Below are 21,873 nucleotides of genomic sequence, written 5' to 3'. Positions count from 1 at the left end.
GAGCCGAGGTCGCGGGGTTCCGCCGTGTCCGGGACGCTCAGGTGAGGAACGCGTCGACCGAGCGGCGCAGCCCGGCGGCGTCCAGGCCGTGCCAGCGTTCGTGGTCCTCGGCGCTGCCGTAGCGGCGCAGGTCCTTGCGGCCCACTCCGAGGGCGAGCAGCCGGTGCGGCCGGTCGGCGAGCGCCTCCGACACCACCCGCGTCGAGGTGCCCGCCAGGTACGGCTCGACCAGGATCACCTCGGTCCCGGCGAGCGCCCGCAGCCCGGAGGTGTCCAACGGCCGGGGCCGGTGGGTGTAGGCCACGGTGACTGGCCGGTCGGCCGTCGCCGCCACCGCCGCGTCGAGCACCGGACCGACGGCCACCAGCAGCGGCGCGCCCGGTCCGGCGTCGCGCACCACGTGCAGGTCACCCGCCTGCGGGTACGCCTGCGCGTTGGCCTGGATGGACAGCCGCAGGTACGCCGAGTCCTGCCCGCACACCACGTCGCGCAGCAGCGGCCGGACCTCGTCCGGGTGCCCCGGCACGTGCACTGTCCAGCCGTGGAGCGTGTCCAGCAGCGCCACGTCCGCCGGCCCGAGGTGGGTGCGTCCCGCCGCCGCCCGGTCGTACGAGCCGCCGATGCCGACGAGCACCGCGCCGACGTCCTGGTGGTCGAGGTCCAGCTTGATCTGCTCGTACGCCCGCTCGACCAGGAACGGGGCGTAGCTGTGCACGATCGGCCGCTGCCCGGTCAGCGCCAGCCCACCTGCGACCCCGATCATCAGCTGTTCGCGGATGCCGACGTTCACCACCCGGTCCGGGTAGCGGGCGGCGGCCGGCTCGAACGCGGCGGCGGAGATGTCGGCGAGCACTACTGTCGTCCGCGGATCGGCGAGCACCTCCTCGGTGCTTGTCACGAACGCGTCGCGCATGGTGCTGCTCATTGTCACTCCCCGTCCGTGACGACCGCGACGACGACGTGCGGCCGGTGATCGTCGTGCCCGGTGAGGGCGGCGTGCAGGGGCGTCGTGGTCGCGCCCGTCCACCGTTGCGGCGCTCCACCCGTTCACCGTGAACCGGCTCGCCGCCCCGCCCGGCCAGCCGTGTGTGGCCGAGCGGTTGTCCAGCACGATCGCGGTGAGGTTGCCCAGCCCGGTCGCGCCCGCGTACGCGATCGCCTCGTGGTTGGAGCCCTCGTCCAGTTCGGCGTCGCCGAGCAGCACGTACACCCGGGGTTCGGTGCGGCCCTGGGCCCGCAGCCCGAGCGCGGTGCCCACGCCCAGCCCGAGCCCGTGGCCCAGCGAACCGGAACCGATCTCCACGCCCGGCACGAGCGTCCGGTCCGGGTGGTCGCCGAGCCGGCTCGCCGGGCCGCCCTGGTCGTCGAGCCACTCGGCCGGCAGGAAGCCGCGGGCGGCGAGCAGCGCGTAGTACCCGGCGACCGCGTGACCCTTGGAGAGCAGGAAGCGGTCGCGGTCCGGGTCGGACACGGTGGCCGGGGTGATCCGGAGCACCCGGTCGTAGAGCACCTGGAGCACGTCGAGCGTCGAGTACAGGTTGGCGCCGAACTCGCGGCCGGCGCGCACCCGGTTCAGGAACGCACCCAGGTCGGTGGCGGTGGTCGTCGTCATACCGATAGCCTCGGACTTGAAGCGAACTTCAACTCAAGGCCGTGTGATGCACGAAGCAACACTGACCATCGGACAGCTCGCCGACCGCAGCGGCGTCGCCGCCTCGGCGCTGCGCTACTACGAGCGGCTCGGCCTGATCCACGCCGCCCGCACCGGCGGGAACCAGCGCCGCTACGCCCGCACCGAGCTGCGCCGGGTCGCGTTCATCCGGATCTCCCAGCAGGTCGGCGTCTCGCTGGAGGAGATCCGGGCGGCGCTCGACTCGCTGCCGTCGGGGCGTACCCCCACGCCCGACGACTGGGCCGCGCTGTCCCGCGCCTGGCGGGACCGGCTGGACGAGCGGATCCGGCTGCTCGGCAAGCTCCGCGACGACCTGGACGGCTGTATCGGCTGCGGCTGCCTGTCGTTGCAGCGCTGCACGCTCTACAACCCCGGTGACTCACTCGCCGCCGAGGGCCCCGGCCCGCGCCTCATGCTCCCGCGCCCCGGCCAGGGCTGACCCTCACCGGACCAGCAGAACCTTGCCCAGGTGGTCGTTCGTCTCCACCAGGCGGTGCGCGGCGGCGGCGTCGGCCATGTCCACCCGGGCGTGCACCACCGGCCGGATCCGGCCCGCCTCCACCAGGGGCCACACCTGCTCGCGTACGCCCCGGACGATCGTCGCCTTGTCGTCCACCGGGCGGGACCGCAGCGCGGTCGCGTGCACCGCCGCGCGCTTCGCCAGCAGCATCCCCAGGTCGAGTTCGCCCTTGCGGCCGCCCTGCATGCCGATCACCACGAGCCGCCCGCCGGTCGCCAGCGCCGCCACGTTCCGGGGCAGGTAGGACGCGCCCATGATGTCCAGGATCACGTCCGCGCCCCGGCCGTCGGTGATCCGGCGTACCTCGTCGACGAAGTCCTGCTCGCGGTAGTCGATCGTGTGCGCGGCGCCCAGCTCACGCAGCCGGTCGTGCTTGGCCGAGCGGGCGGTCACCACCACTGTCGCGCCGAGCGCCACGCCGAGCTGGATCGCGAACGTGCCGATCCCGCTGCCGCCGCCGTGCACCAGCAGCGTCTCCCCCTCGGCCAGCCGGGCCAGGTCCACCACGTTCGACCAGACCGTGCAGGCCACCTCCGGCAGGGCCGCCGCGTCGACCAGGTCCACCCCGGCCGGCACCGGCAGCAACTGCCCGGCCGGCACCGCGACCTGCTCGGCGTACCCGCCACCGGCGAGCAGCGCGCAGACCTCCTGGCCCACCGACCAGCCGGTCACGCCGGGACCGAGCGCACGCACCGTCCCCGAACACTCCAGACCGGGGTACGCGGACGCGCCCGGCGGTGGCGGGTAGTGCCCCTGCCGCTGCAACAGGTCGGCCCGGTTCACCGCGCTCGCCCGCACCTCCACGATCACCTCGCCCGGACCGGGCTCCGGGTCCGGCACGTGGGTCCAGACGAGCGCCTCGGGTCCGCCGGGTTCCGTGATCGTGACTGCGCGCATGGTTCAGTCTTACCCGATCCGCGCGTCGCCGCGCAGGTGCACCGCCCGGGACGGCTGCCGGGCCGGCCCTTCGGCCACTGTGGACTTGCCGGCAGCCGTGATTCCGCTGATCAGCACCACTGCCGGGCTCTCCCGCACGCACACGTTCTCGCAGGGGAGGTGGGACGGCGGCTTGCCCGGTACGGGGTTCGTGGCACACTGGTCCCGGTCGCGCACCCCTCGGGGGCGTGCCGGGAGGGTTCGCCTAGTGGCCGATGGCGCTGGTCTTGAAAACCGGTAAGGCAGCGATGTCTTCGTGGGTTCGAATCCCACACCCTCCGCCAGTAGCTGATCTCCCTTCACGCAGCTCAGCCAGCCCGCCGGGCGTGTCGGCTGGAGTGAAGTCATGGCCTCTACGGCTTATGCCTCTGGGTCATAAGCATGACCGAGAGGCATAAGCCGCAACAGGAGATGGTCCTTCTCCCAGGGCGCCGAGCATCAGACCGTCGGTCTTCAACGCCGAACGGCCGCGTCTCTCCGGTTCCCCACCCCTGGATCACCCGCACTGCGGTCGTCGCGGGCAAGCGCCGTACCCGTGCGTCAGCCCGGTGTCGCGACCAGCGCGACGGACGTGGGGCGCCGGGATGTGGGCGACGGCACGGCAGGGCGGCCGAGGGAGGAACGGCGGGGCGGCGGAACAGCGGGGCGGCGGAACAGCGGGAGCGTCGGGCCGGTCGTAGGCTGCGGGGTGCGGCGACGGCGGGAGGCCCTGGTGGCGGAGACGACGACGGTGGCTGAGGTGACGGCCGAGCTGGCCGCGCTCGGCGACCCGAAGATCCGTGCGGTGAACGAGCGGCACGGCGACGACCACGGGGTCAACCTGGGCAAGCTGCGGGCGATCGCGAAGCGGCTGAAGACGCAGCAGGAGCTGGCCCGCGAGCTGTGGGCGACCGGCGACAGCGCGGCCCGGCTGCTGGCGCTGCTGATCTGCCGGCCGAAGGCGTACGGGCGGGACGAGCTGGACACCATGCTGCGCGAGGCGCGGACGCCGAAGGTGCACGACTGGCTCGTGAACTACGTGGTGAAGAAGAGCCCGCACGCCGAGCCGCTGCGCCTGGCCTGGTCGGCCGATCCGGATCCGGTGGTGGCGAGCGCCGGCTGGGCACTGACCACCGAGCGGGTGGCGCGCAACCCGGACGGGCTGGACCTGGCCGGTCTGCTCGACGTGATCGAGGCGGAGATGGCGGGCGCGCCGGAGCGCCTCCAGTGGGCGATGAACCACTGCCTGGCGCAGATCGGGATAGAGCACGCCGCGTACCGGGAGCGCGCGATCGGCATCGGTGCGCGGCTCGGAGTGCTGAAGGACTATCCGACGCCGCCCGGGTGCACGTCCCCGTACGCGCCGGTCTGGATCAACGAGATGGTGCGCCGACAGCACGGTGGCGCGGACAACGGGGTATGAAGGGGCGCAGGACATTCGCGTACCCGGAAGGACCGTTTCGATGACCCTGGAACGACCGATCGCCCCGGACCCGTACGAGCTGCTGCCGACGGTGCCGTCGTTCGACCTCACCAGCGACGACGTGCACAACGGCGAGCCGATGGACGCGCGGTACGCGCACGGCAGCACCGGCGGCGAGAACGTCTCACCGCAGCTGTCCTGGTCGGGCTTCCCGGCCGAGACCAGGAGCTTCGTGGTCACGTGCTTCGACCCGGACGCCCCGACCGGCAGCGGCTTCTGGCACTGGGTGCTGGTGAACCTGCCCGCGTCCGTCACCGAGTTGCCGACCGGCGTGCGTGAGGCCGACCTGGACGGCGCGTTCAGCGTCCGCAACGACTACGGCGACACCGGCTACGGGGGCGCGGCGCCGCCGGCCGGCGACCGCCCGCACCGGTACGTGTTCGCGGTGCACGCGGTGGACGTGGACCGCCTCGACATCCCCGCCGGAGCGAGCCCGGCCTTCGTCGGCTTCAACCTGGCGTTCCACACCCTGGCCCGGGCGGTCATCCGCCCCACGTACCAGATCAAGGAGTGAGGTGTAAGGAAGGGCCCCTTATTAACAGACGTCTGTTAATAAGGGGCCCTTCCTTACACGCGGGCTACGGCGAAGACGGACTGGCCGAACGGCGGCCGGACGCGCTGCTCGGCGGCCTTGGTGACGGGTAGCACGAGCGTGTCGTACACCTTCACCATCGGGCCCTCCTTCGGCATCAGCCGGAAGACCTTGGTGGCCATGAAGTAGCCGATCAGACCGAGTGCGTTGGCGTAGTGGATCCGCTCGACGGTGAGGCCCGCCTCGGTCATCGCCGCGGCGAGCGTCTTCTTCGTGTAGCGGCGGACGTGGCCGGTGGCGATGTCGGCGGGGCTCATGGCGAACTGGAACGCCGGCACGATGATGACCACGGCGCCGCCGGGGCGGACCAGATCCCGCATGCTGCGCAGCGCGCCCACGTGGTCGTCGATGTGCTCGAGCACGTTGTAGGAGACGGCCGCGCTGTAGTCGCCGCGCTCGTGGTGCGGGAGCAGCATCTGCCGGACCTCGACGCCCGGGTGGTCGGACAGCCGTTCCTTGAGCTGGATGAGCCGGTCCGGGTCGGCCTCGGTGGCGGTGATCCGGGGTGCGTACGCCGCCCAGGCGGAGGCGTAGTCGCCGAGGCCACTGCCGATCTCGATCGGGTTGTCACCGAGGTAGGGCACCGCCAGCTCGACGAACCACTGCCGGTGGTTGACAGCCGTCGCCAGGCCTTCGAGCACCTCGGACTGGACGCGCTGATCCCCAGTGATTTCTGCCATGCGTCGATTCCTCACGATATGACTGACCCGCGCCTGGACCGTCAGAGTCAACCATCTGGATGGCTGAGGGGGAAATCGGGGGACGGAGGGGGGCCGAATTGTGATCCGGAGGGGTGCCTGTTCGGCGTTCGGCGAACTCGGCACATAGTACGTGATTCCCCGGAACATTGCACGTGCCCGTCATACCCTGACTACGCTCTGAAATGTCATGACTACTCCGGAAAGCGGCGCGAGCGCGCCGAAATCGGGGCAGGGTAGGCGGATCGACGCGCTCGCCGTGCTCAGCTTCGTGTTGCTCGCGTTCTGGGTGACCGCTCGACTGTGGGCCGATCCGCGCAATGGCATCCGGGACAACCGGACGGATCAGGCGCAATTCGAATGGATGATGGCGCATGGTGCTCGCGTCGTCACTGATTTCGCCTATCCGTTCACCTCGGACCGGATGAATGTGCCGGATGTCGTCAATCTCATGGCTAATACGTCCGTATTATCCGTTTCATTGCCGCTGACCCCGATAACGCTCTGGGCGGGTCCGCGCTGGTCCTTTCTGATTTTCCTCACTCTCGGGCTCGCCGCCACCGGCGTGTCCTGGTATTTCCTGCTCTCCCGAGTTGTCGTGAAGTCCCGCGGTCCGGCCTGGCTGGGTGCCGCCTTCTGCGCGTTCGCGCCGGCGATGATCTCGCACGCCAACTCGCACCCCAACATCGTCAGCCAGTTCGTGGTGCCGCTGATCATCTGGCGGACGCTGCGCCTGGCCGAGCCCGGCCGGTGGCTGCGCAACGGCGTCCTGCTCGCCCTCGTGATCGTCTGGCAGGCGTTCCTCAACCTGGAGATCCTGCTGATGACCGCGATCGGGCTCGGCGTGGTGGTGCTCGCGCTGGCGCTCGGCCGGCCCGCGCTGCGCTCGGCGGCCAGCCCGTTCGCCGCCGGGCTCGCTGTGGCCGCGGTGGTCGCGGGGGTTCTGCTCGCGTACCCGCTCTGGGTCCAGTTCTTCGGCCCCGGCGCGTACAGCGGGCTCTCCACGCTGATCCGCGGCTACTCCACCGACCTCGCCGCGTACGTGGCCTGGTCCCGGGAGTCGGTGGCGGGCGACGCCCGGGGCAGCGAACCGCTCGTCAAGAACGCCACCGAGGAGAACGCGTTCTTCGGCTGGCCGCTGGTGATCCTGGTGATCGCGCTGGTCTGGTGGCTGCGCCGCAACGCGGTCGTGCTCGGGCTGGCGGCGGTCGGGCTCGTGTTCGCGCTCTTCTCGCTCGGCCGGGAGATCCGCTACGACGGGCAGGACACCGGCATCCCCGGCCCCTGGGCCGCGCTGGAGAACCTGCCGGTCCTGCACTCGGTGGTGCCCACCCGATGGTCGCTCGCGCTCACCCCGATCATCGGCGTGCTGCTCGCGTTCGGCGCCGAGCGGGTCCGGCGGCTGGCCGTACGGCACCCGGACGCGCGCGGCCAGATCCGGTTCGCCACCGTCACCGTGCTCGCCATGGCGCTGCTGCCGATCCTGCCCACCCCGCTGCCCGCGAAGCGCCTCGATCCGACCCCGGCGTTCGTCACCTCCGGTGCCTGGCGTCCCTACGTCGCGGACGGGCGGAGCATCGTCACGCTGCCGCTGCCCGACACCACGTACGCGGTTCCGCTGCGCTGGTCCGCCGAGACCCGGCTGGACATGCCGCTGGCCCGCGGCTACTTCCTCTATCCGGACACCCGCCCCGGCGGCGACCGGATCGCGCTGTTCACCGCGCCGCCGCGCCCGACGAGCACGTTCTTCGAGACGGTACGGCGCACCGACGCGGTCCCGCCGATCACGCCGCAGGACCGGGTGGCCGCCGTGGACGACCTGCGCTACTGGCGGGCCGGAGCGGTGATACTCGACCCCCGGCTGCCGCAGGCCGAGGCGCTGCGCCGGGCGATGACCGAGCTGAGCGGGATCACGCCGAGGCGTACCGGCGGGGTGTGGTTGTGGGACGTCCGGCCGCTGGTCGACTGAGCGGTCAGGCCTGGCGGACGCAGCAGCCCTGGCACACCTTGGGCCGGGGCAGCGTGAACGCCAGGCAGCAGGTGCGCCGCTGCACCGTCGGTTCACCGGCCGGGCCGGGCACCAGCTCGACCAGGTCGCTCAGGTCGAGCGCGCCGAGCAGCGTGCCGACGGCCGCGGTGGCCGAGCCGGGCAGCGCGTCCGACGCGCGCAGGACGCCGTGGGCGATGCCGGAGGCCACCGAGCCGAGCAGCGTACGGGTGCCGATCCGGACCTCGCCCTGGATGGCGCCGATCAGCGGCGCGAAGTGGGCGTCGAGCAGGGACGCGCGCAGCGCGCCGAGCAGCGCCGCCTCGTCCGGGACCACCAGTACGCCCGGAGCGCCGGCGAGCGCCAGCGGGTCGCTCGGCAGCACCGCCACCGGGGTGGAGGCGCGCAGCCCCAGCGTGAGGAGCTGGTGGTGGTCCTCGAAGTGCACGAGCACGTCCGCCGGGTCGAGCAGCGGCACCCGGCGGGCGGACGCCCAGCCGAGCACGGCGGGCAGCGCGGTCCAGTAGCTGTAGGACTTCCAGGCCAGCGCGGCACAGGCGTGCGGGGTGCCGCCCCAGCGGCGGCCGGCGGCGGTCAGGAACTCGGACAGCAGCGTCCCGTCGATCAGCCGGGTGGCAGGGGACCAGCGGTCCAGCTCGTCGTGCACCAGCAGGCCGGGCGCGAGCCCGGGCAGGTCGTCGGTGCCGAACATGGCGCGCAGGGTCGCTGTGACCGGGGCGAGCGGGGTGGCGGCGTCGCGCCCCGGCATCACCGCAGTCACCTGGCCGTCCCCTGTCCTGTCGCCCTGCGGTCGGCGCCTGCCGTCGACCCAAGCTAAGGCTAGCCTAACCACCCTCCCGGCGGGAGGGGAAGAGGTGCCGCGGTATCGCGGGGAGGTCCCCGTCACTCCACGGCCGTCGGGTACTACCCGGCCTCGGAGACGGAAAACGCCGCCGGAGAACCGGCGGCAGACGGCATAAGGATCGATGTACGCCGCTGAAAAGTCAAGGTGAGTGTCGAATACGAGGCAGTTTCCGTACACGTTCGGCCACTCAACGTGAAAATGGTCTTCCCGCGTACGAGGAAGCTGATGACGACCTCACCGATCGAGCGTGCCGCCGACTCGTTCGCGGCCGAACTCGCCCGGCACCGGACCGGCCGAGGGCTGTCCAAGAAGCAACTGGCCACGATGATGGGCTTCGACCCGTCCTACGTCAGCCACGTCGAAGGGCGCCGGCACCGGCCCACAGAGGACTTCGCCCGCCGTGCCGAGGCCGTCCTGGAGGCCAGCGGCGCGATCTGGCAGCGCTTCCGGGAGTACGACGAGCTGCGGCACGGCCGCGCCGGCGTGGCCCACCGCGACCCGCCCGTCCCCGGCCAGTGGCTGCCCCCGGGGACCGGCCTCGTGGTGGAACGGGAGGTCGCGACGCTCACCCACACCGGTGACGGCTACCACTGCGCGATCCGGCGGGAGCTGTACAACGCCGGCACCGAACCGGTCACCCGCTACCTGGTCCGGGTCGCCGTCGACCGCTACCCCAACGACCCCGGCCGCTCCAACCGGCACCACCGGGAACACCCGCTCACCTTCGCCGAGCTGCAACTCACCGCGTACCGGGACGACGGCAACGGACGCGAGCCGATGCACTGGCGGGCCAAGCACGACCGGGACGCGTTCAAGGAGATCTGGCTGCTGTTCGAGAACGACGAGGGACGCTTCCCGCTCTACCCCGGGGACCGGGTCACCATCGAGTACGCGTACCGCGTCGGCCGGGACAAGTGGGGCCCCTGGTTCCAGCGGGCCGTACGCCTGCCCACCCGGCACCTGGCGGTGCGGCTCGACCTGCCCGCGGACCTCGACCCGAAGGTGTGGGGTGCGGAGACCTCACTGTCGGCGGAGGAGGGGCCGCTGCGTACCCCGATCCAGCGTGCGGTGGACGGCGGCCGCGTGGTCTTCGACTGGGGGACCGACGACCCGCCGCTGAACGCCCGCTACCGGATGCAGTGGCGGTTCCGCAGCCCCGAGCCGGACGCCGAACCGGACAGCGCGCCCACCGGCGGCACCCGGGTGCGGGCCAGCGACCGGATGCGGGCAGTGGGCATCGTGCAGCGCGGCGACGACCTGCTGCGGCAGCGGGCCCGCCAGTTCGACCTGCCGGCCGACGAAGCGCACGCCCGGCAGGTGATGGATCGGCTCGCCGCGATGCTGGTTCGCCTGGACGAGCTGCACCCGTTCAGCAAGGGCGTCGGCCTCGCCGCGCCTCAGCTCGGCATCGGCTGGTCCGCGGCGCTCGTGCGCCCAGCCGACCGGGCGGCCGATCCGGTGGTGCTGCTCAACCCCCGGGTGGTGGACGCCGCCGCGGAGACCGACGAGCAGTACGAGGGTTGCCTGTCCTTCTTCGACCACCGCGGCCTGGTGCCCCGGCCGCTGCGGATCGACGTGGAACACGCCCTGTGGGACGGCAGTCGGGTGATCACGTCCTTCGAGTACGCGATGGCGCGGCTGGTCGCACACGAGATCGACCACCTGGAGGGGCGGCTGTACGTCGACCGGATGGCACCCGGCGTGCCGCTGGTGCCGGTGGAGGAGTACCGCGAGACAGGCACCCCCTGGCGTTACTGAGAAACGGGGGGCCGGGTCGCGTGCCCCAGGGGGCGGGGGCACGCGACCCGGCTCGGGGGGAGCAAGGTTCAGAGGTTGCCGAACGTGTCGTACCGGATGTGGTCGGGCGGGACGTCGTCGGCGGCGAGCGCCCGCAGGGTGGCCCGGACCATGGCGGCCGAGCCGGAGACGTAGCAGTCGTGCGTGGTCCACGGGCCGTACCTGGTGACCACCTCGGAGACGTCGCCGAGTTCGCCACCGAAGTCCGGGTCCTCGCTGCACGCCGGCGTCACCGACAACCACGGGTGGGACGCGACGAGGTCCTCCAGGCCGGGCAGCCCGTACAGCTCATCCGGGCGGCGCGCGCCGTAGAAGACGTGCACCCAGCGCGTGCGGTTGACCCGGGTCAGCTCCTCCACCAGCGCCTTGATCGGGGCCAGGCCGACGCCGCCGGCCACGCAGAGGACGTCCCGGGTGGACTCCGGATCAAGCGTCATCGAGCCCATCGGCGCGGCCACCCGCAGCAGGTCACCCGGCTTGGTACGGCGCACCAGCGCCCCGGACACCCAACCCGCCGCCCCTGGTGGCGTCCGCACGTGGAACTCCAGCACGTTCTCCTCGTTCGGCGCGTTCGCCACCGAGTACGTCCGCCACACCCGCGGGTGATAACGGGGCACCTCCACGCTGACGTACTGCCCGGCGCGCCAGGGCAGCGGATCCTGGAGCGCGCGGACGGTCAGCACCGCGGTGTCCGGGCCGTGCCGCTCGTGCGTGAGCACCTCGGCGTGCCAGTACGGCGGGTTCTCGTCCGCCTCCGCGCCGGCCAGCATCCGCTCGCTGATGCCCGCGTACGCCTCCCGCCACGCCTGGTCGTACTCCAGGTTCCAGCCGTCCCCGGCGGTGCTGCGCAGCGCGTCGAGCAGTGCGACGCCCATCGTCGCGTAGTGCTCGGCCGCCACGTGATACTTGCGGTGGTCCCGGCCCAGCGCCCGCAGGTACTCGTCGAAGCTCTCCGGGTCGCCCACCGTCTGGGTCGCGGTGACGATGGCCTCCAGGATGCGGTCCCCCTGGCCGTTCATCTGCACCGGGAAGAGCTTGCGCAGCTCCGGGTCGAGGAGGAACAGCCGGGCGTAGAAGTGACCGCTGAGCCGCTCCCGGTGCTCCTCGACCAGGGTCCAGCTCTCCTTCAGCAGCCGCGCGAAGTTCTCCACAGGGGCACGCTCCTTCTCCGTACGGGCGGATCGGCCCGCATAGAATGTCCACGGAGCGTGTATGCCGGTCGCACAGGCTGTGCGACCGTCCGGCCCGGTCGCCGAAGTGCTTTCATGGTCCGGTGACGGTTGACGAGCTGGCCCGTCCGGTCTCCCGCCGGATGCTGGGCACCGAGACGCTGCTCGTGCTCGGTCTGTCCCTCGGCCAGTCGGCCGTGTACGCGCTCGTGTCGCTGATCGCCAAGCTGACCGCGACCGGCGGACTGTCCAAGCAGACCGCCGCGCTGAACACCTCCGCGTCGGCCCGGCCGTACCTCGACCTCACGTACCAGCTGCTCGGGGTCGTCTTCGCGCTGCTGCCGGTGTTGCTCGCCGTACACCTGCTGGCGCGCGACCCGGGCGACCCGGCACGGACGCTCGGCGTCGACTTCCGCCGGCCCGGCTCGGACCTGGCCCGGGGCGCGGGCCTGACCGCGCTCATCGGCCTGCCCGGGCTGGCGCTGTTCTGGGCGGCGGCGCAGCTCGGCCTCAACGCCACGCTGGTCCCGGCCGCGCTGCCGGACCTCTGGTGGACGGTGCCGGTGCTGATCCTCGCCGCCGTGCAGAACGCCGTGCTGGAGGAGGTGATCGTGGTCGGCTACCTGATCACCCGGCTGCGGCAGCTCAACTGGCGGATCGGCGCGGTGCTCGCCACGAGCGCGCTGCTGCGCGGCTCCTACCACCTCTACCAGGGCTTCGGCGCGTTCGTCGGCAACGCCGTGATGGGCGTGATCTTCGGGCTGTTCTACCTGCGCACCCGCCGGGTCGCCCCGCTGATCGTCGCGCACACGCTGCTCGACATCTTCGCGTTCGTCGGCTACGCGATGCTGCCGAAGTCCTGGTTCGACTGGCTCTGATCCGGCTGCCGGCCCGGCACGCGTTCCGTCCGCCGCCAGGTCGGGGAAGTGGCGGCATCGGGCCCCGCCTGACCACGCCAGCTCGCCGAACCGGTGTCGATCACACCCGATACCGGGCGACCGCCCGCGCGGCGAGGCGCTCCGCGGCTGCCGTACCGCCGGTCGCGGCCGCCAGCGCCGCCGCACCGGGCAGCAACCGGGCGGCCAACCGCAGCCCGAGCCAGCCGCCCGCCTGCGCGGCCACCGGCGTGGCCAGCCGCCAGGCCGCCTCCGCCACCCGCCCCCACGGACCCTCCGCCGGAGCATCGGCAGCCCGAGCCGCCTCGAGCGCCGCCCGCGCGGTGCCGTCGTCCGGGTGCACCAGCGTGAGCACCAGCAGCTCGGCCGCCCGATCCGGATGCGCCGGATCCCGCCCGTACGCCGCCGCCAGATGCAGCACCAGGTTCGCCTGCGTCCACAGCACCGATGCCAGCTCCGCGACCGGCGCGAACAACCCGGCGCCCGCCGCCAGCGCCCCACCCGTACCGGCCATCCGGACGAACCGCCGCGTCGCCAGCCGGGCCACCCCGTCGGCGTCCGCCTCCGGGTAGGCCCGACGGACCTGCTCCGCCCAGGCCGAGGCCCGCGGCCCGAGCGCGTCGACCGCCGCCAGGGCCAGCAGCTCCGGCGCGAACCCGGGGTGGTCCCGCAGCTGCGGCCCCACCGCCCGCCAGCCCTCCACCGGGGTACGCGTGACGTCAGGTGGTGAGGGGGCCCGCTCGACGACCGTGCCGTGCGTCGTCTCGGCGGACTGCTCCGCGTGAAGTGTCGTGGTCTCGGCGGGGGTGACCTCGGTCGGTGGCGCTTCGTGTTCTGCGGTCTGCTCGGCCTGCTGCACGGTCGGCGGCTCCGGGGTCGATGCGGTGGTGGGTGCCGACGGCTCGGCCGGGCTCGCCTCTGCCGCACTCGCCGTCGCCAGGCTCGCCGTCTCCCGCTTCGGGGGCGACGCCTTCCGGGCGGCCTTCTTGACCGCCGGGGCTGCTTTCTTCGCGACCGGGGCGGCCTTCTTGGCGACCGGGGCCGCCTTCTTGGCGGCGGGAGCGCGGCGGGTCCGTTTCGGCGCCTCTGCCCCGGCCGGTGGTGCGCCCGGCGCTGTCGGAGGGTCGATGGCTTGATCCTGTTCCGCCGTGACAGGCCTCTCATCGGTCGGGGCCATGCCCTCCCCGGCGCTCGGCGGAGGTTGTGCGGCAGTCGTACCCGAAGTAGTCGTGGAAGCCTCCGGGGTGGCCCGCTCGCCGGGCGTACCCGGATCGGCTGGCGAAGGGTCGGCGGCCGGACGCGGGTGCGGCGCCGGCGGTGCGGCGGCGGCCGGCGTCGGCGGCTGGAAGACGACTGTGGGCGCGGACCGGCGCGGACGCCGGGGCGCCGGTGTGTCGCTCGTCGCGTTCTCCGCAGCGGGGTCCGGCGCCGGTGGGTTGAACGTCGGTCGTGGGGAGCGGCTCCGCCGGGCCTTGGCTGCGGGCTCGCGACGGGGCGGATCGCTCGGCGGCTGCTCCTGCATATCGATGGAGCGTAGCCGTGGACGTGATCCGGCACACGACGGAAACGCGGTGGCGGGGGCCGGTCCCGGTATCCGCTTTGCCCCGGGCGGGTGCGGGCCTGTATCCTCGGGCGCGGTGACCTCGGGGTCACCAGGGAGACTTCGCCTAGTCTGGTCTATGGCGCCGCACTGCTAATGCGGTTGGGGTCTTAAAGCCCCTCCCGGGTTCGAATCCCGGAGTCTCCGCGCGAAAGCCGGTTGTGTAGACTGGCCGAGCACCAAGCGCCCGTAGCTCAACGGATAGAGCATCTGACTACGGATCAGAAGGTTAGGGGTTCGAGTCCCTTCGGGCGCACTTCACGATCAAGGCCGTGACCCGCGGAAACGCGGGTCACGGCCTTGATCGTTTCTGCGGGTTGGTGCCGACCAGTGCGCCGCGTGCCGGCTGATGGCCGCGCCCGCCGTGCTCAGCCAGCCCCACGAGGTGTGGCCGGTCTGTTCCGGAAAACTTCCGGAAAATCGTTGACGTGTTCGAAACGCCGCTGCGATACTCCGAACGCGTTGGCATCAATCTCTGTCGATTAAGCCATGCGTCGTCAGGTGTCACCCGTCCCAAGGAGGACCTGCGCATGTACGCCAGCATCGGCGGCTCCCGCCGCCCGCCCGCCCCCCGAACATCGCGTCTCACCTTCCGGTTGGCAGTGCTCGCCTCCACTGTGGTGCTCAGTGCCGCCGGTCTCGCGGTGGCCGCCACTCCCTCCAGCGCCGCCACCTGCAACGGCTACGTGGGTCTCACCTTCGACGACGGGCCGACCGGCAGCACCAGCGCACTGCTGTCCGTGCTGCGCGCGAACGGCGTACGGGCGACCATGTTCAACGTCGGGCAGAACGTGCAGAGCAACCCGTCCGCCGCGCGAGCCCAGGTCGACGCGGGCATGTGGGTGGCCAACCACAGTTGGAACCACGCGCACATGACCTCGATGAGCCAGAGCCAGATGCAGTCGGACCTCTCCCAGACCAACTCGGCGATCCAGTCGGCGACCGGCGTCCGGCCGCAGTTGTTCCGCCCGCCCTACGGGGAGACCAACTCGACCCTCCAGTCGGTCGCCGCGTCGCTCGGCCTGCGCCAGGTGATCTGGGACGTCGACTCCCAGGACTGGAACGGCGCCAGCGTCAGCCAGATCGTCTCCAACGCCGGCCGCCTCCAGGCCGGCCAGGTGATCCTGATGCATGACGGCATTCAGAACACCCGTGACGCCATTCCGCAGATCATGGCCAACCTGACCAGCCGCAACCTCTGCCCGGGCATGATCTCCCCGAGCACCGGCCGAGCCGTGGCCCCGGACGGCACTCCGCCGCCGACCACTCCGCCGCCGACCGGCACGCCGACCACCCCGCCTCCCAGCGGCGGGTGCACGGCGACGGCGACGACCCCCAACGTCTGGGGTGACCGGTACAACACCTCGGTGACGGTTCAGGGGGCCGGCAACTGGACCGTGGTCGTGGCTCTGACGCCGCCGCAGCGGGTCTCCACCACCTGGAACGGCTCCCCCAGTTGGGACAGCACCGGTTACGTGATGACGATGCGGTCCAACGGCAGCGGCAACACCTTCGGCTTCACCACGATGATGAACGGCAACAGCAGCGCCAGACCTCAGATCCGTTCCTGCACCACGGGCTGATCCCGGTGGCCTGCCCAGGCCACCGGAAACGGCCCAGGGCTGGGCTCGGTCGAAAGCGGCGGACTTGACGTCCGGGCATCGCCCCATCGCGGCGTTCACGATGGGGCGATGTCGTCGTCGTTACCGTCGGCCTCGCCCTCGTGCCCGTCGTCGGCGCCGACGTCCAGGCCCTGGACGAGCACCGCCCGGCCGTTCAGCACGCCGAGCACGGCGACGTCAGCGCGGTCGCTGAGCTGTAGCGGCTGCCTGACCCGCTCTGCGGCTCATACGTCCCACAGCGCAGCCATGGAATCCGCCAGGCGTTCCGCGTCGCCGGCGATGTCGCCGTGCATCATCGCCAGCAGTCTCTCGCCGGTTGCGGCCATCGACAGGGATCGGACGGTTTGGCCCACCGGAACCTGGGCCGGCGGTTCGGCCGTCACGATGTCCCGGATTCGCAGCGTCTGGTCCGCACCGCAGACGCCGAGCAGGCAGCGGCCCTCGATGTCGGCAGTGGCCGCCGCATACATCGGATGGGCACCGTGGTGCAGCGGGTCGCCCGGTTTCGCGCCGGAGTCGGCGTCCCAGCGCTGCACCAGCCTCCACCGCCACCGAGGTCAACGCCTGCCTGTCGTCCAGTTCCCAGCCCTGCGACATCCCGCTCCCATCATCCATGAAGATCGACGGGCCGGCTTCCCAGACGACGGCACGTGACCGTGGGCCGGTCGGGCCGACGCTTCCGGCGCCGTACATCTACGCGAGGGGGTCGGTGCTGATGGAGAGCACCATCCCGATCAGAGCCAGCACGTCCACCGCCAAGAGGACGAGGTGCACATGCCGGTACCGGCGCGTCATCGTGCCGGCTACGAGCGTCGCCGGCGTGTGGTTCAAGAGCGCCGCGATCTTGTTCAAGCGCGTCTGGTAATCCCCGGGACGCAGTCGGTTGTGGCCACCCACGCCCGGGGTCAGGGCGGCAATCGGAATGGGCGCGTGCCCCGAGACCTGCAGCTCGATGTCGAACCCGTCGATCCTGACCCCGTCGACCAGTGACCGTGGAACGCGGTACCTGACGAGCGGGTTGCCCACGACGACGTGCGTGCGGGTCACCGCTACGAAGGCAGCCGGCCCCGCGAGGTACATGAGCAGTACGAGCGTGCCGATCAGCGTGAGACCCATCAGCAGCGTCTGTGGGGTATGAGGGATGCGGGAGGGCGTTACGAGGACGAAGGCGCCGGCCGCCGTGCCCATGGCGATCGCCAACAGGGCGAGCGGGTCATTCCGCCGGATCATGGCCTCCACTCCCCGTCACGTCGGCTGACCGCCCCGCGCGGAGCCGGTGGCCTTGCAAGGCAGGATCATGATGTACGCGTGGCGTGGCGTGCGCGAGAGGCGCCGGACCGACGGCGCGGGCGGAGACCCGGGAATTCCGCACGGATTGGCTGGTCCCTCGCTCTCCTTGCCGGCTGTGCGCTGTGGAGTTGGGCCGTGCACGGCTGGGCCGACGCCCACGACTACCGCGGATTGCTCGACGGATCGCGTCCCTGGTATCTCGCCGTCGCCGCCGTGACCTACTGGCCACCCGCGTGCCTCCTGTGGTGGTGGATCTACCCGAGGGAGGGACTCGTTCCGTGGATGCGCGAATGACGATGGATGTGATGTGCGTCGAGCAGAAAGGTGCTCACTGCGCGATCGCTGTCGCCTCCAACTCCACCAGCACGCCGGGCTCGAAGAGGTGATCGACACCGATCAGCGACGCGGGCGGAAGCGGCTGCGGCAGCCCGAGTTCCGCGGCGACCGACTCGATCCCGGCCATGAACGGCCTGATCTTCTCGGGCGTCCAGTCGGTGACGTAGAAGGTCAGCCGGACCACGTCCTCGAACGACGAGTCCGCGCCGGCGAGGGCGCGGCCGGTGTTGCGCAGCACCTGCGCGACCTGACCGGCCAGGTTCCCGGTGGCGACGGGTGAGCCGTCGCCCAGTCGTGCGACCTGGCCGCTGACGTGGATGTGGCGTGATCCGGTGGCCACTGCCACGTGGTGGTACGGCGTGTTCGGCTGGAGACCGGCAGGGCTGAAACGGGTGACGGACATCGGTGCTCCTCCACTGGGCAACTGAGGTTTACCATTGATACCTAGTTGACGGAGGACACTTCAAGGAGACCTGGTTTCATGAGCGATACCGCCACCCCCGGTGCCGCCGAGCTGCGCATCGACGCACCGCATCGCGAACTGCTCGATCAGGTGCTGGACAAGTGGTCGCTGAGCGTCCTGAACGAGCTGTGCGAGCGTCCGTGCCGCTTCAACGAGCTGCGCCGCGCCATTCCGGCGGTGACACAGAAGTCGTTGACGGCGACGCTGCGGCGACTCGAACGCAACGGCATCGTCGAACGTCAGGTCGTGGCGACGCGCCCGGTCGCGGTCGAGTACCGGATCACCCCGCTGGGCAAGACGCTGCGTGCACCGGTCGACGTCCTGCTCGACTGGGCCGACGCCCACATGGCGCAGATCGAGCGCGCCCGCAGGGCATTCGACGACGAGCTGGAGTGACCACCGGGGCGGCACCGTCCGGTCCGCCCCGGCGTCGCGTGTCACTCGCAGACCATGCCGTCGTTGTCCCGGTCGATGTACCAGTAGTACTCCGGATCCTTGCCCTGCTTGTACGGCCCGTACCCGTTGGCGTTCGCCTCCTTGCAGGTGCCGAAGCGCGGGTCGTTGCCGCCGCCGCCCGAACTGCCGCCGCCCGAACTGCCGCCGCCGGAGTCACCGTTGCCGCCACCCGGCTCACACGCCTCGCCGTCGAGGTCACGATCCAGCCCGGTCCGGTACCCCGGCTGGCCGCGCCGCAACGGCGCCTTGCCGGCTGCGCGTACGGCATCGCAGTTCTTGTAGTAGACGGCGGGCTTCGTGGTCTTGCGCGGGGTCGGCTTCGACGCGGGCTTCGCGGTGGGCGGCGCGGCCGTGGTCGGTGACGGCGACGGCTCGGGCGACACGGTGCTGACCTCGGGCGCGGGGGCCGTGGTGGTGGGCGCCGCCACTGCCGGCACCTCCTGGGCGACCGCCTTCTCCGGTGCCTTGTCCGGTTCGGTGGCGGGGCCGGCGGCGATGCCGATGCCGAGCAGCCCGCCGCAGCAGGTGAGGACCGCGACGCCGCTGACGAGGAGCACCTTGATCGCGGCGGGCTGGCGGCTCCACCATGACGGCCGTGGCGGTGGTGCGAACGGCATGCCGGGCTGATGGGGTGGTGGCGGCGGGCCCTGCCCGTGCCACGGGTTCGGGGGAGGGAGTTCGGTCACAGCGGGCAGTGTGGAGCGACGCGTCCGGCCCGCAGTGTCGCTGAGCCGACAGACCGGCCCTTACCGGCGTGATAAGCGACGAAACGGTCGGCGTCGGCCGGAACATCGGCATCGATGCGGCGGATGATCGGACTCGGCGCCTCGCCGAACGGCCGACGGGGAGAGGCGCGGTGGATCAGGCGTACGGCCGGGTCGTCAGCCGTCCCGCTGCCGCCAGCCGCTCGACGGCGGCCCGGTGCGGAACCGCGTGACTGGTACGCCCGCCCACACCAGTCGTGGTGACGGCGGTGAACAGCGAGTTGAGCAGCGCCTCCTCCACCGCGTCCAGCACGCCGGCGAACACCGGATCGATCGCGTCGTCCGGGATCGGCTGCTGATCCGACGTGGTGAACGCGATCGCGTAGTCCCCGCTAGTGTTGCTGAACGACGCGCCCACCCGGGCCATCGCGAACACGGCCCGACGGGCGAGCCGGCGGAGCTGGCGCGCGTCCAGGGGTACGTCGGTCACCACCACGATCATGCACGAGTTGCCGGGCGGCTCGGTCCGGTCGGCGGCCGGGACCAGCTCGTCGACGGGTAGCGGTACGCCGAGCGCGGTGAGGACGCCACCGAAGTTGGACTGGACCAGCGCCCCGACCGTCCGTGTGTGGCCGGCGGTCCGGACCGTGCGGGACGAGGTGCCGATGCCCGCCTTGTAGCCCAGGGCGGTGGTGCCGGTACCGGCGCCGACGCAGCCTTCGGCGGGGAGTCCGCCGCTCGCCCGGGAGACGGCGGACAGGACGTGTTCCTCCGTGATGGGGCGGCGGCGGATGTCCGACAGGTGCCCGTCGTTCGTCTCACCGACCAGCGGGTTGAACGACAGCCCGTCCGGCCGGCGCTCCATCAGGTGCCCGAGCAGCGCGTCCGCCGCCCGGAACACCGACAGCGTGGCGGTCAGCACGACCGGGGACTCCAGTACGCCGAGTTCGTCCACCTGCGTCGAGCCGACGAGCTTCCCGTGGCCGTTGCCGGCGTACACCGCTGCGGGCAGCGTCCACCGTCCGGGGCCGAGCCCGCTCGGCACGATCACGGTGACGCCGGTGTGCAGGTCGGCGCCGTCGTCGACGGTGGTGTGACCCACCAGGACGCCGGGGACGTCGGTGATCGCGTTGTGTGGCCCGGTCGGCAGCGACCCGACGACGATCCCGAGGTCGCGGACGCGCCGCCCGGGCCGGCTCAGGACGCCGCCGCCCGGATCGCCTGCACCAGGCCGGTCGGGGAGTAGTCGTCGGGGACGCCCTCGACCAGGATGATGTCGCCCTCGATGTGCCGCGACCGCAGCGGCGCGATCTCCTGGTAGGCGGGCGAGTCCCACCAGGCCCGCGCCTCGGCGATGCCCGGGAAGCCGAGCATCACGACGGCGCCGGGCCACGTGCCCTCCTTCACCTCGTGCGGCGTGGCGTGCACGAGGAAACGGCCGCCGTGCGGGGCGAGGGTGCCGGGGAGCCGCTCGATGTACTCGGCGATGTCCGGGCGGCGTCCTGGAGATGGGCGATGGCGTACGCGGGCATGGTGTCCTTCCGGCCGTCGAACTCCGAACGCCGATCCTGACACAGCGGTCAGCACGCCTTCTCGCCCATTCTCGTGAACTCGTCGAGCGGGACCGTCCGCAGCACCTCCCCGCTGTCGTCGAAGTCGGTGACCAGGACCGAACCCGGCCGCAGCTCGGCCAGTTCGGTGATCCGGAAGTCCACGCCCTCGGTGCGGAAGCTGTTGTCGTGGGTGGCGCCGGAGACCCGGAAGGCCGCCTGCGCGTCGATCACCGGCCCGGGCGGGAAACCCTCAAGGGGTACGAGGGCGGGCGTCGCCGCGTCGCGCGGCACGTCGTACTTCCGTCTCGGCCGGTACGGCCGCTCCGGCGTGGGCGCACCAGGCGAGGCGGACTCCGCCACGGAGGTGAGCACCACGAGGTCGGGCGGCCGGTCCGCGCACCAGGCGAGCGCCGCGTGCGGCCGGCCGTGGGCGTCCACTGTGAGGCCGGTGACGCCCTTGATCTCCGGTGAACAAGCGGTCAGCTCGGCCAGCACGATCAGGGCGGCGGCCGGCGTCGCGACGGCCCGGCGTGTCCTCGTACCCCATCGTGCGGCCATGCTCCGACGGTGACAGCGCCGTGTCACCCCGCGATCCGCGTTCGGTTGCGGCCTGGTGACGATGGAGCGCGCTCAGGCGCCGGACGCCACGGCCGCGACGGCGGCGTGCGGGCGGTGGGCCTCGTCGTCGAGGCGCGTCAGGCGCTCGACCTCCGCGAACCCCGCCCGCCGCAGGCGCGCGGAGAACTCGTCCACCGGCCAGCGGTACGCGGTCGCGACCTTGTGGTCGAAGGCGCCCACCTCGTCGCCGACGAAGATGCCGGTTACGAGCCGTCCACCCGGCACGATCGCGCGGCGGAACTCCGCCAGCACGCCGTCGAGGTCCGGTGGCGGGAGGTGGATCAGCGAGTACCAGGCGAGGATGCCCGCGACGGAGTGGTCGGGGACGGCGAGGTCGTCCAGCGACCCGAGCCGGTACGCGCCGCCCGGATGCGTCGCCCGCGCGTGCGCGACGAACTCGGGAACGATGTCGATCCCGGTGGCGTCGACGCCGAGCGAACGGAGATGGCCGGTGAGGTGACCGGGCCCGCATCCGAGGTCGAGTACCGGACCGGTCCGGACGGTCAGGTGCCGGCCGATGAGCGCGAGGTCGTCCGCGTGCACCTTGCCGGTGGCGCCGAACAGTTCGATGTAGAGCGTCGCGACCGCCCCGTACGCCTGCCGTACCCGTGTGTGGTCCATCCGTCGACCATAGGGG

At 71.9% G+C, this 21,873-nt stretch carries 23 protein-coding genes, 3 tRNA genes and 1 pseudogene; 11 read left to right on the top strand and 16 right to left on the bottom strand.

Annotated elements, in window-relative coordinates; genetic code table 11:
- Positions 1-37: 37 nt before the first annotated feature.
- Both NMK34_RS30035 and NMK34_RS30030 read right to left on the bottom strand, forming a co-directional pair.
- A complete protein-coding gene (locus tag NMK34_RS30035) occupies positions 38-913 on the bottom strand; it encodes a transketolase (RefSeq protein WP_318336464.1) in 876 nt (291 codons plus the stop codon).
- 14 nt (positions 914-927) lie between these two features.
- A pseudogene (locus NMK34_RS30030) lies at positions 928-1,612 on the bottom strand (transketolase).
- A gap of 46 nt (positions 1,613-1,658) precedes the next feature.
- Here NMK34_RS30030 and soxR point away from each other — a divergent pair.
- Positions 1,659-2,111 carry a redox-sensitive transcriptional activator SoxR gene (soxR, locus tag NMK34_RS30025; RefSeq protein ID WP_318336132.1) on the top strand — a complete coding sequence of 151 codons (453 nt, stop codon included), beginning with the start codon at positions 1,659-1,661 and terminating at the stop codon, positions 2,109-2,111.
- Between the two features lie 3 nt (positions 2,112-2,114).
- Here soxR and NMK34_RS30020 read toward each other — a convergent pair whose 3' ends face one another.
- Positions 2,115-3,089 carry an NAD(P)H-quinone oxidoreductase gene (locus NMK34_RS30020; protein ID WP_318336131.1) on the bottom strand — a complete coding sequence of 325 codons (975 nt, stop codon included), beginning with the start codon at positions 3,087-3,089 and terminating at the stop codon, positions 2,115-2,117.
- Between the two features lie 9 nt (positions 3,090-3,098).
- Positions 3,099-3,227 (bottom strand): hypothetical protein, encoded by a 129-nt coding sequence (locus NMK34_RS30015; RefSeq protein ID WP_318336130.1) that lies wholly within the window; start codon positions 3,225-3,227, stop codon positions 3,099-3,101.
- A 95-nt stretch (positions 3,228-3,322) separates the two neighbouring features.
- Between NMK34_RS30015 and NMK34_RS30010 the strand changes: the two genes are divergently transcribed.
- From NMK34_RS30010 to NMK34_RS30000, 3 genes are all read left to right on the top strand, one after another.
- Positions 3,323-3,412, top strand: a tRNA-Ser gene (locus NMK34_RS30010).
- A 428-nt stretch (positions 3,413-3,840) separates the two neighbouring features.
- Positions 3,841-4,530, top strand: coding sequence for a DNA alkylation repair protein (locus tag NMK34_RS30005; RefSeq protein ID WP_318336129.1), 690 nt, complete (start codon positions 3,841-3,843; stop codon positions 4,528-4,530).
- Between the two features lie 40 nt (positions 4,531-4,570).
- Positions 4,571-5,104, top strand: a complete 534-nt coding sequence (locus NMK34_RS30000; protein ID WP_318336128.1) for a YbhB/YbcL family Raf kinase inhibitor-like protein — start codon at positions 4,571-4,573, stop codon at positions 5,102-5,104.
- 53 nt (positions 5,105-5,157) lie between these two features.
- Here NMK34_RS30000 and NMK34_RS29995 read toward each other — a convergent pair whose 3' ends face one another.
- Positions 5,158-5,862, bottom strand: a complete 705-nt coding sequence (locus NMK34_RS29995) for a class I SAM-dependent methyltransferase (RefSeq protein WP_013289245.1) — start codon at positions 5,860-5,862, stop codon at positions 5,158-5,160.
- 208 nt (positions 5,863-6,070) lie between these two features.
- On the opposite strand from NMK34_RS29995, the gene NMK34_RS29990 reads away from it, so the two are divergent.
- Positions 6,071-7,849: a hypothetical protein gene (locus NMK34_RS29990; protein WP_318336127.1), complete on the top strand. Its 1,779-nt coding sequence runs from the start codon at positions 6,071-6,073 to the stop codon at positions 7,847-7,849.
- Positions 7,850-7,853: 4 nt separating this feature from the next.
- Here NMK34_RS29990 and NMK34_RS29985 read toward each other — a convergent pair whose 3' ends face one another.
- A complete protein-coding gene (locus NMK34_RS29985) occupies positions 7,854-8,636 on the bottom strand; it encodes a hypothetical protein (protein ID WP_318336463.1) in 783 nt (260 codons plus the stop codon).
- Between the two features lie 321 nt (positions 8,637-8,957).
- On the opposite strand from NMK34_RS29985, the gene NMK34_RS29980 reads away from it, so the two are divergent.
- The gene (locus NMK34_RS29980) at positions 8,958-10,490 is read left to right on the top strand and encodes a peptide deformylase (protein ID WP_318336126.1); all 1,533 of its coding nucleotides are present in this window, start codon (positions 8,958-8,960) and stop codon (positions 10,488-10,490) included.
- Positions 10,491-10,558: 68 nt separating this feature from the next.
- Here the strand turns inward: NMK34_RS29980 and NMK34_RS29975 are convergent, their stop codons facing one another.
- On the bottom strand, positions 10,559-11,680 hold the full coding sequence (locus NMK34_RS29975) for a globin domain-containing protein (protein WP_318336125.1): 1,122 nt from the start codon (positions 11,678-11,680) through the stop codon (positions 10,559-10,561).
- Between the two features lie 122 nt (positions 11,681-11,802).
- Between NMK34_RS29975 and NMK34_RS29970 the strand changes: the two genes are divergently transcribed.
- Positions 11,803-12,576, top strand: a complete 774-nt coding sequence (locus NMK34_RS29970; RefSeq protein ID WP_318336124.1) for a CPBP family intramembrane glutamic endopeptidase — start codon at positions 11,803-11,805, stop codon at positions 12,574-12,576.
- Positions 12,577-12,676: 100 nt separating this feature from the next.
- On the opposite strand, the gene NMK34_RS29965 is transcribed toward NMK34_RS29970, so the two are convergent.
- Positions 12,677-13,771: a hypothetical protein gene (locus tag NMK34_RS29965; protein WP_318336123.1), complete on the bottom strand. Its 1,095-nt coding sequence runs from the start codon at positions 13,769-13,771 to the stop codon at positions 12,677-12,679.
- A gap of 479 nt (positions 13,772-14,250) precedes the next feature.
- Here NMK34_RS29965 and NMK34_RS29960 point away from each other — a divergent pair.
- From NMK34_RS29960 to NMK34_RS29950, 3 genes are all read left to right on the top strand, one after another.
- Positions 14,251-14,341, top strand: a tRNA-Ser gene (locus NMK34_RS29960).
- 36 nt (positions 14,342-14,377) lie between these two features.
- Positions 14,378-14,450, top strand: a tRNA-Arg gene (locus tag NMK34_RS29955).
- 274 nt (positions 14,451-14,724) lie between these two features.
- Positions 14,725-15,777: a polysaccharide deacetylase family protein gene (locus NMK34_RS29950; protein WP_318336122.1), complete on the top strand. Its 1,053-nt coding sequence runs from the start codon at positions 14,725-14,727 to the stop codon at positions 15,775-15,777.
- Between the two features lie 263 nt (positions 15,778-16,040).
- On the opposite strand, the gene NMK34_RS29945 is transcribed toward NMK34_RS29950, so the two are convergent.
- The 3 genes from NMK34_RS29945 to NMK34_RS29935 form a co-directional block, all read right to left on the bottom strand.
- The gene (locus NMK34_RS29945; protein WP_318336121.1) at positions 16,041-16,352 is read right to left on the bottom strand and encodes a hypothetical protein; all 312 of its coding nucleotides are present in this window, start codon (positions 16,350-16,352) and stop codon (positions 16,041-16,043) included.
- Positions 16,353-16,509: 157 nt separating this feature from the next.
- Complete coding sequence (locus NMK34_RS29940) at positions 16,510-17,055, bottom strand: hypothetical protein (protein ID WP_318336120.1); 546 nt, start codon at positions 17,053-17,055, stop codon at positions 16,510-16,512.
- Between the two features lie 379 nt (positions 17,056-17,434).
- The gene (locus tag NMK34_RS29935; protein WP_318336119.1) at positions 17,435-17,845 is read right to left on the bottom strand and encodes a RidA family protein; all 411 of its coding nucleotides are present in this window, start codon (positions 17,843-17,845) and stop codon (positions 17,435-17,437) included.
- A gap of 78 nt (positions 17,846-17,923) precedes the next feature.
- Here NMK34_RS29935 and NMK34_RS29930 point away from each other — a divergent pair, with 78 nt between their 5' ends.
- Positions 17,924-18,301 carry a helix-turn-helix domain-containing protein gene (locus tag NMK34_RS29930; RefSeq protein ID WP_318336118.1) on the top strand — a complete coding sequence of 126 codons (378 nt, stop codon included), beginning with the start codon at positions 17,924-17,926 and terminating at the stop codon, positions 18,299-18,301.
- A gap of 41 nt (positions 18,302-18,342) precedes the next feature.
- Here the strand turns inward: NMK34_RS29930 and NMK34_RS29925 are convergent, their stop codons facing one another.
- The 5 genes from NMK34_RS29925 to NMK34_RS29905 form a co-directional block, all read right to left on the bottom strand.
- On the bottom strand, positions 18,343-19,047 hold the full coding sequence (locus NMK34_RS29925; RefSeq protein ID WP_318336117.1) for an excalibur calcium-binding domain-containing protein: 705 nt from the start codon (positions 19,045-19,047) through the stop codon (positions 18,343-18,345).
- A 175-nt stretch (positions 19,048-19,222) separates the two neighbouring features.
- Positions 19,223-20,215: a P1 family peptidase gene (locus tag NMK34_RS29920; protein ID WP_318336462.1), complete on the bottom strand. Its 993-nt coding sequence runs from the start codon at positions 20,213-20,215 to the stop codon at positions 19,223-19,225.
- 47 nt (positions 20,216-20,262) lie between these two features.
- The gene (locus tag NMK34_RS29915) at positions 20,263-20,652 is read right to left on the bottom strand and encodes a DUF1330 domain-containing protein (RefSeq protein WP_318336116.1); all 390 of its coding nucleotides are present in this window, start codon (positions 20,650-20,652) and stop codon (positions 20,263-20,265) included.
- On the bottom strand, positions 20,646-21,176 hold the full coding sequence (locus NMK34_RS29910) for a hypothetical protein (RefSeq protein WP_318336115.1): 531 nt from the start codon (positions 21,174-21,176) through the stop codon (positions 20,646-20,648). Before NMK34_RS29910 ends, NMK34_RS29915 begins: the two co-directional genes overlap by 7 nt.
- A 72-nt stretch (positions 21,177-21,248) precedes the next feature.
- Complete coding sequence (locus tag NMK34_RS29905) at positions 21,249-21,857, bottom strand: class I SAM-dependent methyltransferase (protein ID WP_318336114.1); 609 nt, start codon at positions 21,855-21,857, stop codon at positions 21,249-21,251.
- Between the last annotated feature and the right edge of the window lie 16 nt (positions 21,858-21,873).

The organism is Micromonospora sp. BRA006-A (genome assembly GCF_033433935.1).
Taxonomy (GTDB): Bacteria; Actinomycetota; Actinomycetes; order Mycobacteriales; family Micromonosporaceae; genus Micromonospora; species Micromonospora aurantiaca.
This window is presented reverse-complemented; position numbering and strand designations above follow the sequence as displayed.

Coding starts and splice junctions, on each gene's coding strand:
- NMK34_RS30035 (WP_318336464.1), bottom strand. CDS start 913: ATGCGCGACGCGTTCGTGACAAGCACCGAGGAGGTGCTCGCCGATCCG.
- soxR (WP_318336132.1), top strand. CDS start 1,659: ATGCACGAAGCAACACTGACCATCGGACAGCTCGCCGACCGCAGCGGC.
- NMK34_RS30020 (WP_318336131.1), bottom strand. CDS start 3,089: ATGCGCGCAGTCACGATCACGGAACCCGGCGGACCCGAGGCGCTCGTC.
- NMK34_RS30000 (WP_318336128.1), top strand. CDS start 4,571: ATGACCCTGGAACGACCGATCGCCCCGGACCCGTACGAGCTGCTGCCG.
- NMK34_RS29995 (WP_013289245.1), bottom strand. CDS start 5,862: ATGGCAGAAATCACTGGGGATCAGCGCGTCCAGTCCGAGGTGCTCGAA.
- NMK34_RS29990 (WP_318336127.1), top strand. CDS start 6,071: ATGACTACTCCGGAAAGCGGCGCGAGCGCGCCGAAATCGGGGCAGGGT.
- NMK34_RS29985 (WP_318336463.1), bottom strand. CDS start 8,636: ATGCCGGGGCGCGACGCCGCCACCCCGCTCGCCCCGGTCACAGCGACC.
- NMK34_RS29980 (WP_318336126.1), top strand. CDS start 8,958: ATGACGACCTCACCGATCGAGCGTGCCGCCGACTCGTTCGCGGCCGAA.
- NMK34_RS29965 (WP_318336123.1), bottom strand. CDS start 13,771: ATGGCCCCGACCGATGAGAGGCCTGTCACGGCGGAACAGGATCAAGCC.
- NMK34_RS29950 (WP_318336122.1), top strand. CDS start 14,725: ATGTACGCCAGCATCGGCGGCTCCCGCCGCCCGCCCGCCCCCCGAACA.
- NMK34_RS29935 (WP_318336119.1), bottom strand. CDS start 17,845: ATGTCCGTCACCCGTTTCAGCCCTGCCGGTCTCCAGCCGAACACGCCG.
- NMK34_RS29930 (WP_318336118.1), top strand. CDS start 17,924: ATGAGCGATACCGCCACCCCCGGTGCCGCCGAGCTGCGCATCGACGCA.
- NMK34_RS29910 (WP_318336115.1), bottom strand. CDS start 21,176: ATGGCCGCACGATGGGGTACGAGGACACGCCGGGCCGTCGCGACGCCG.
- NMK34_RS29905 (WP_318336114.1), bottom strand. CDS start 21,857: ATGGACCACACACGGGTACGGCAGGCGTACGGGGCGGTCGCGACGCTC.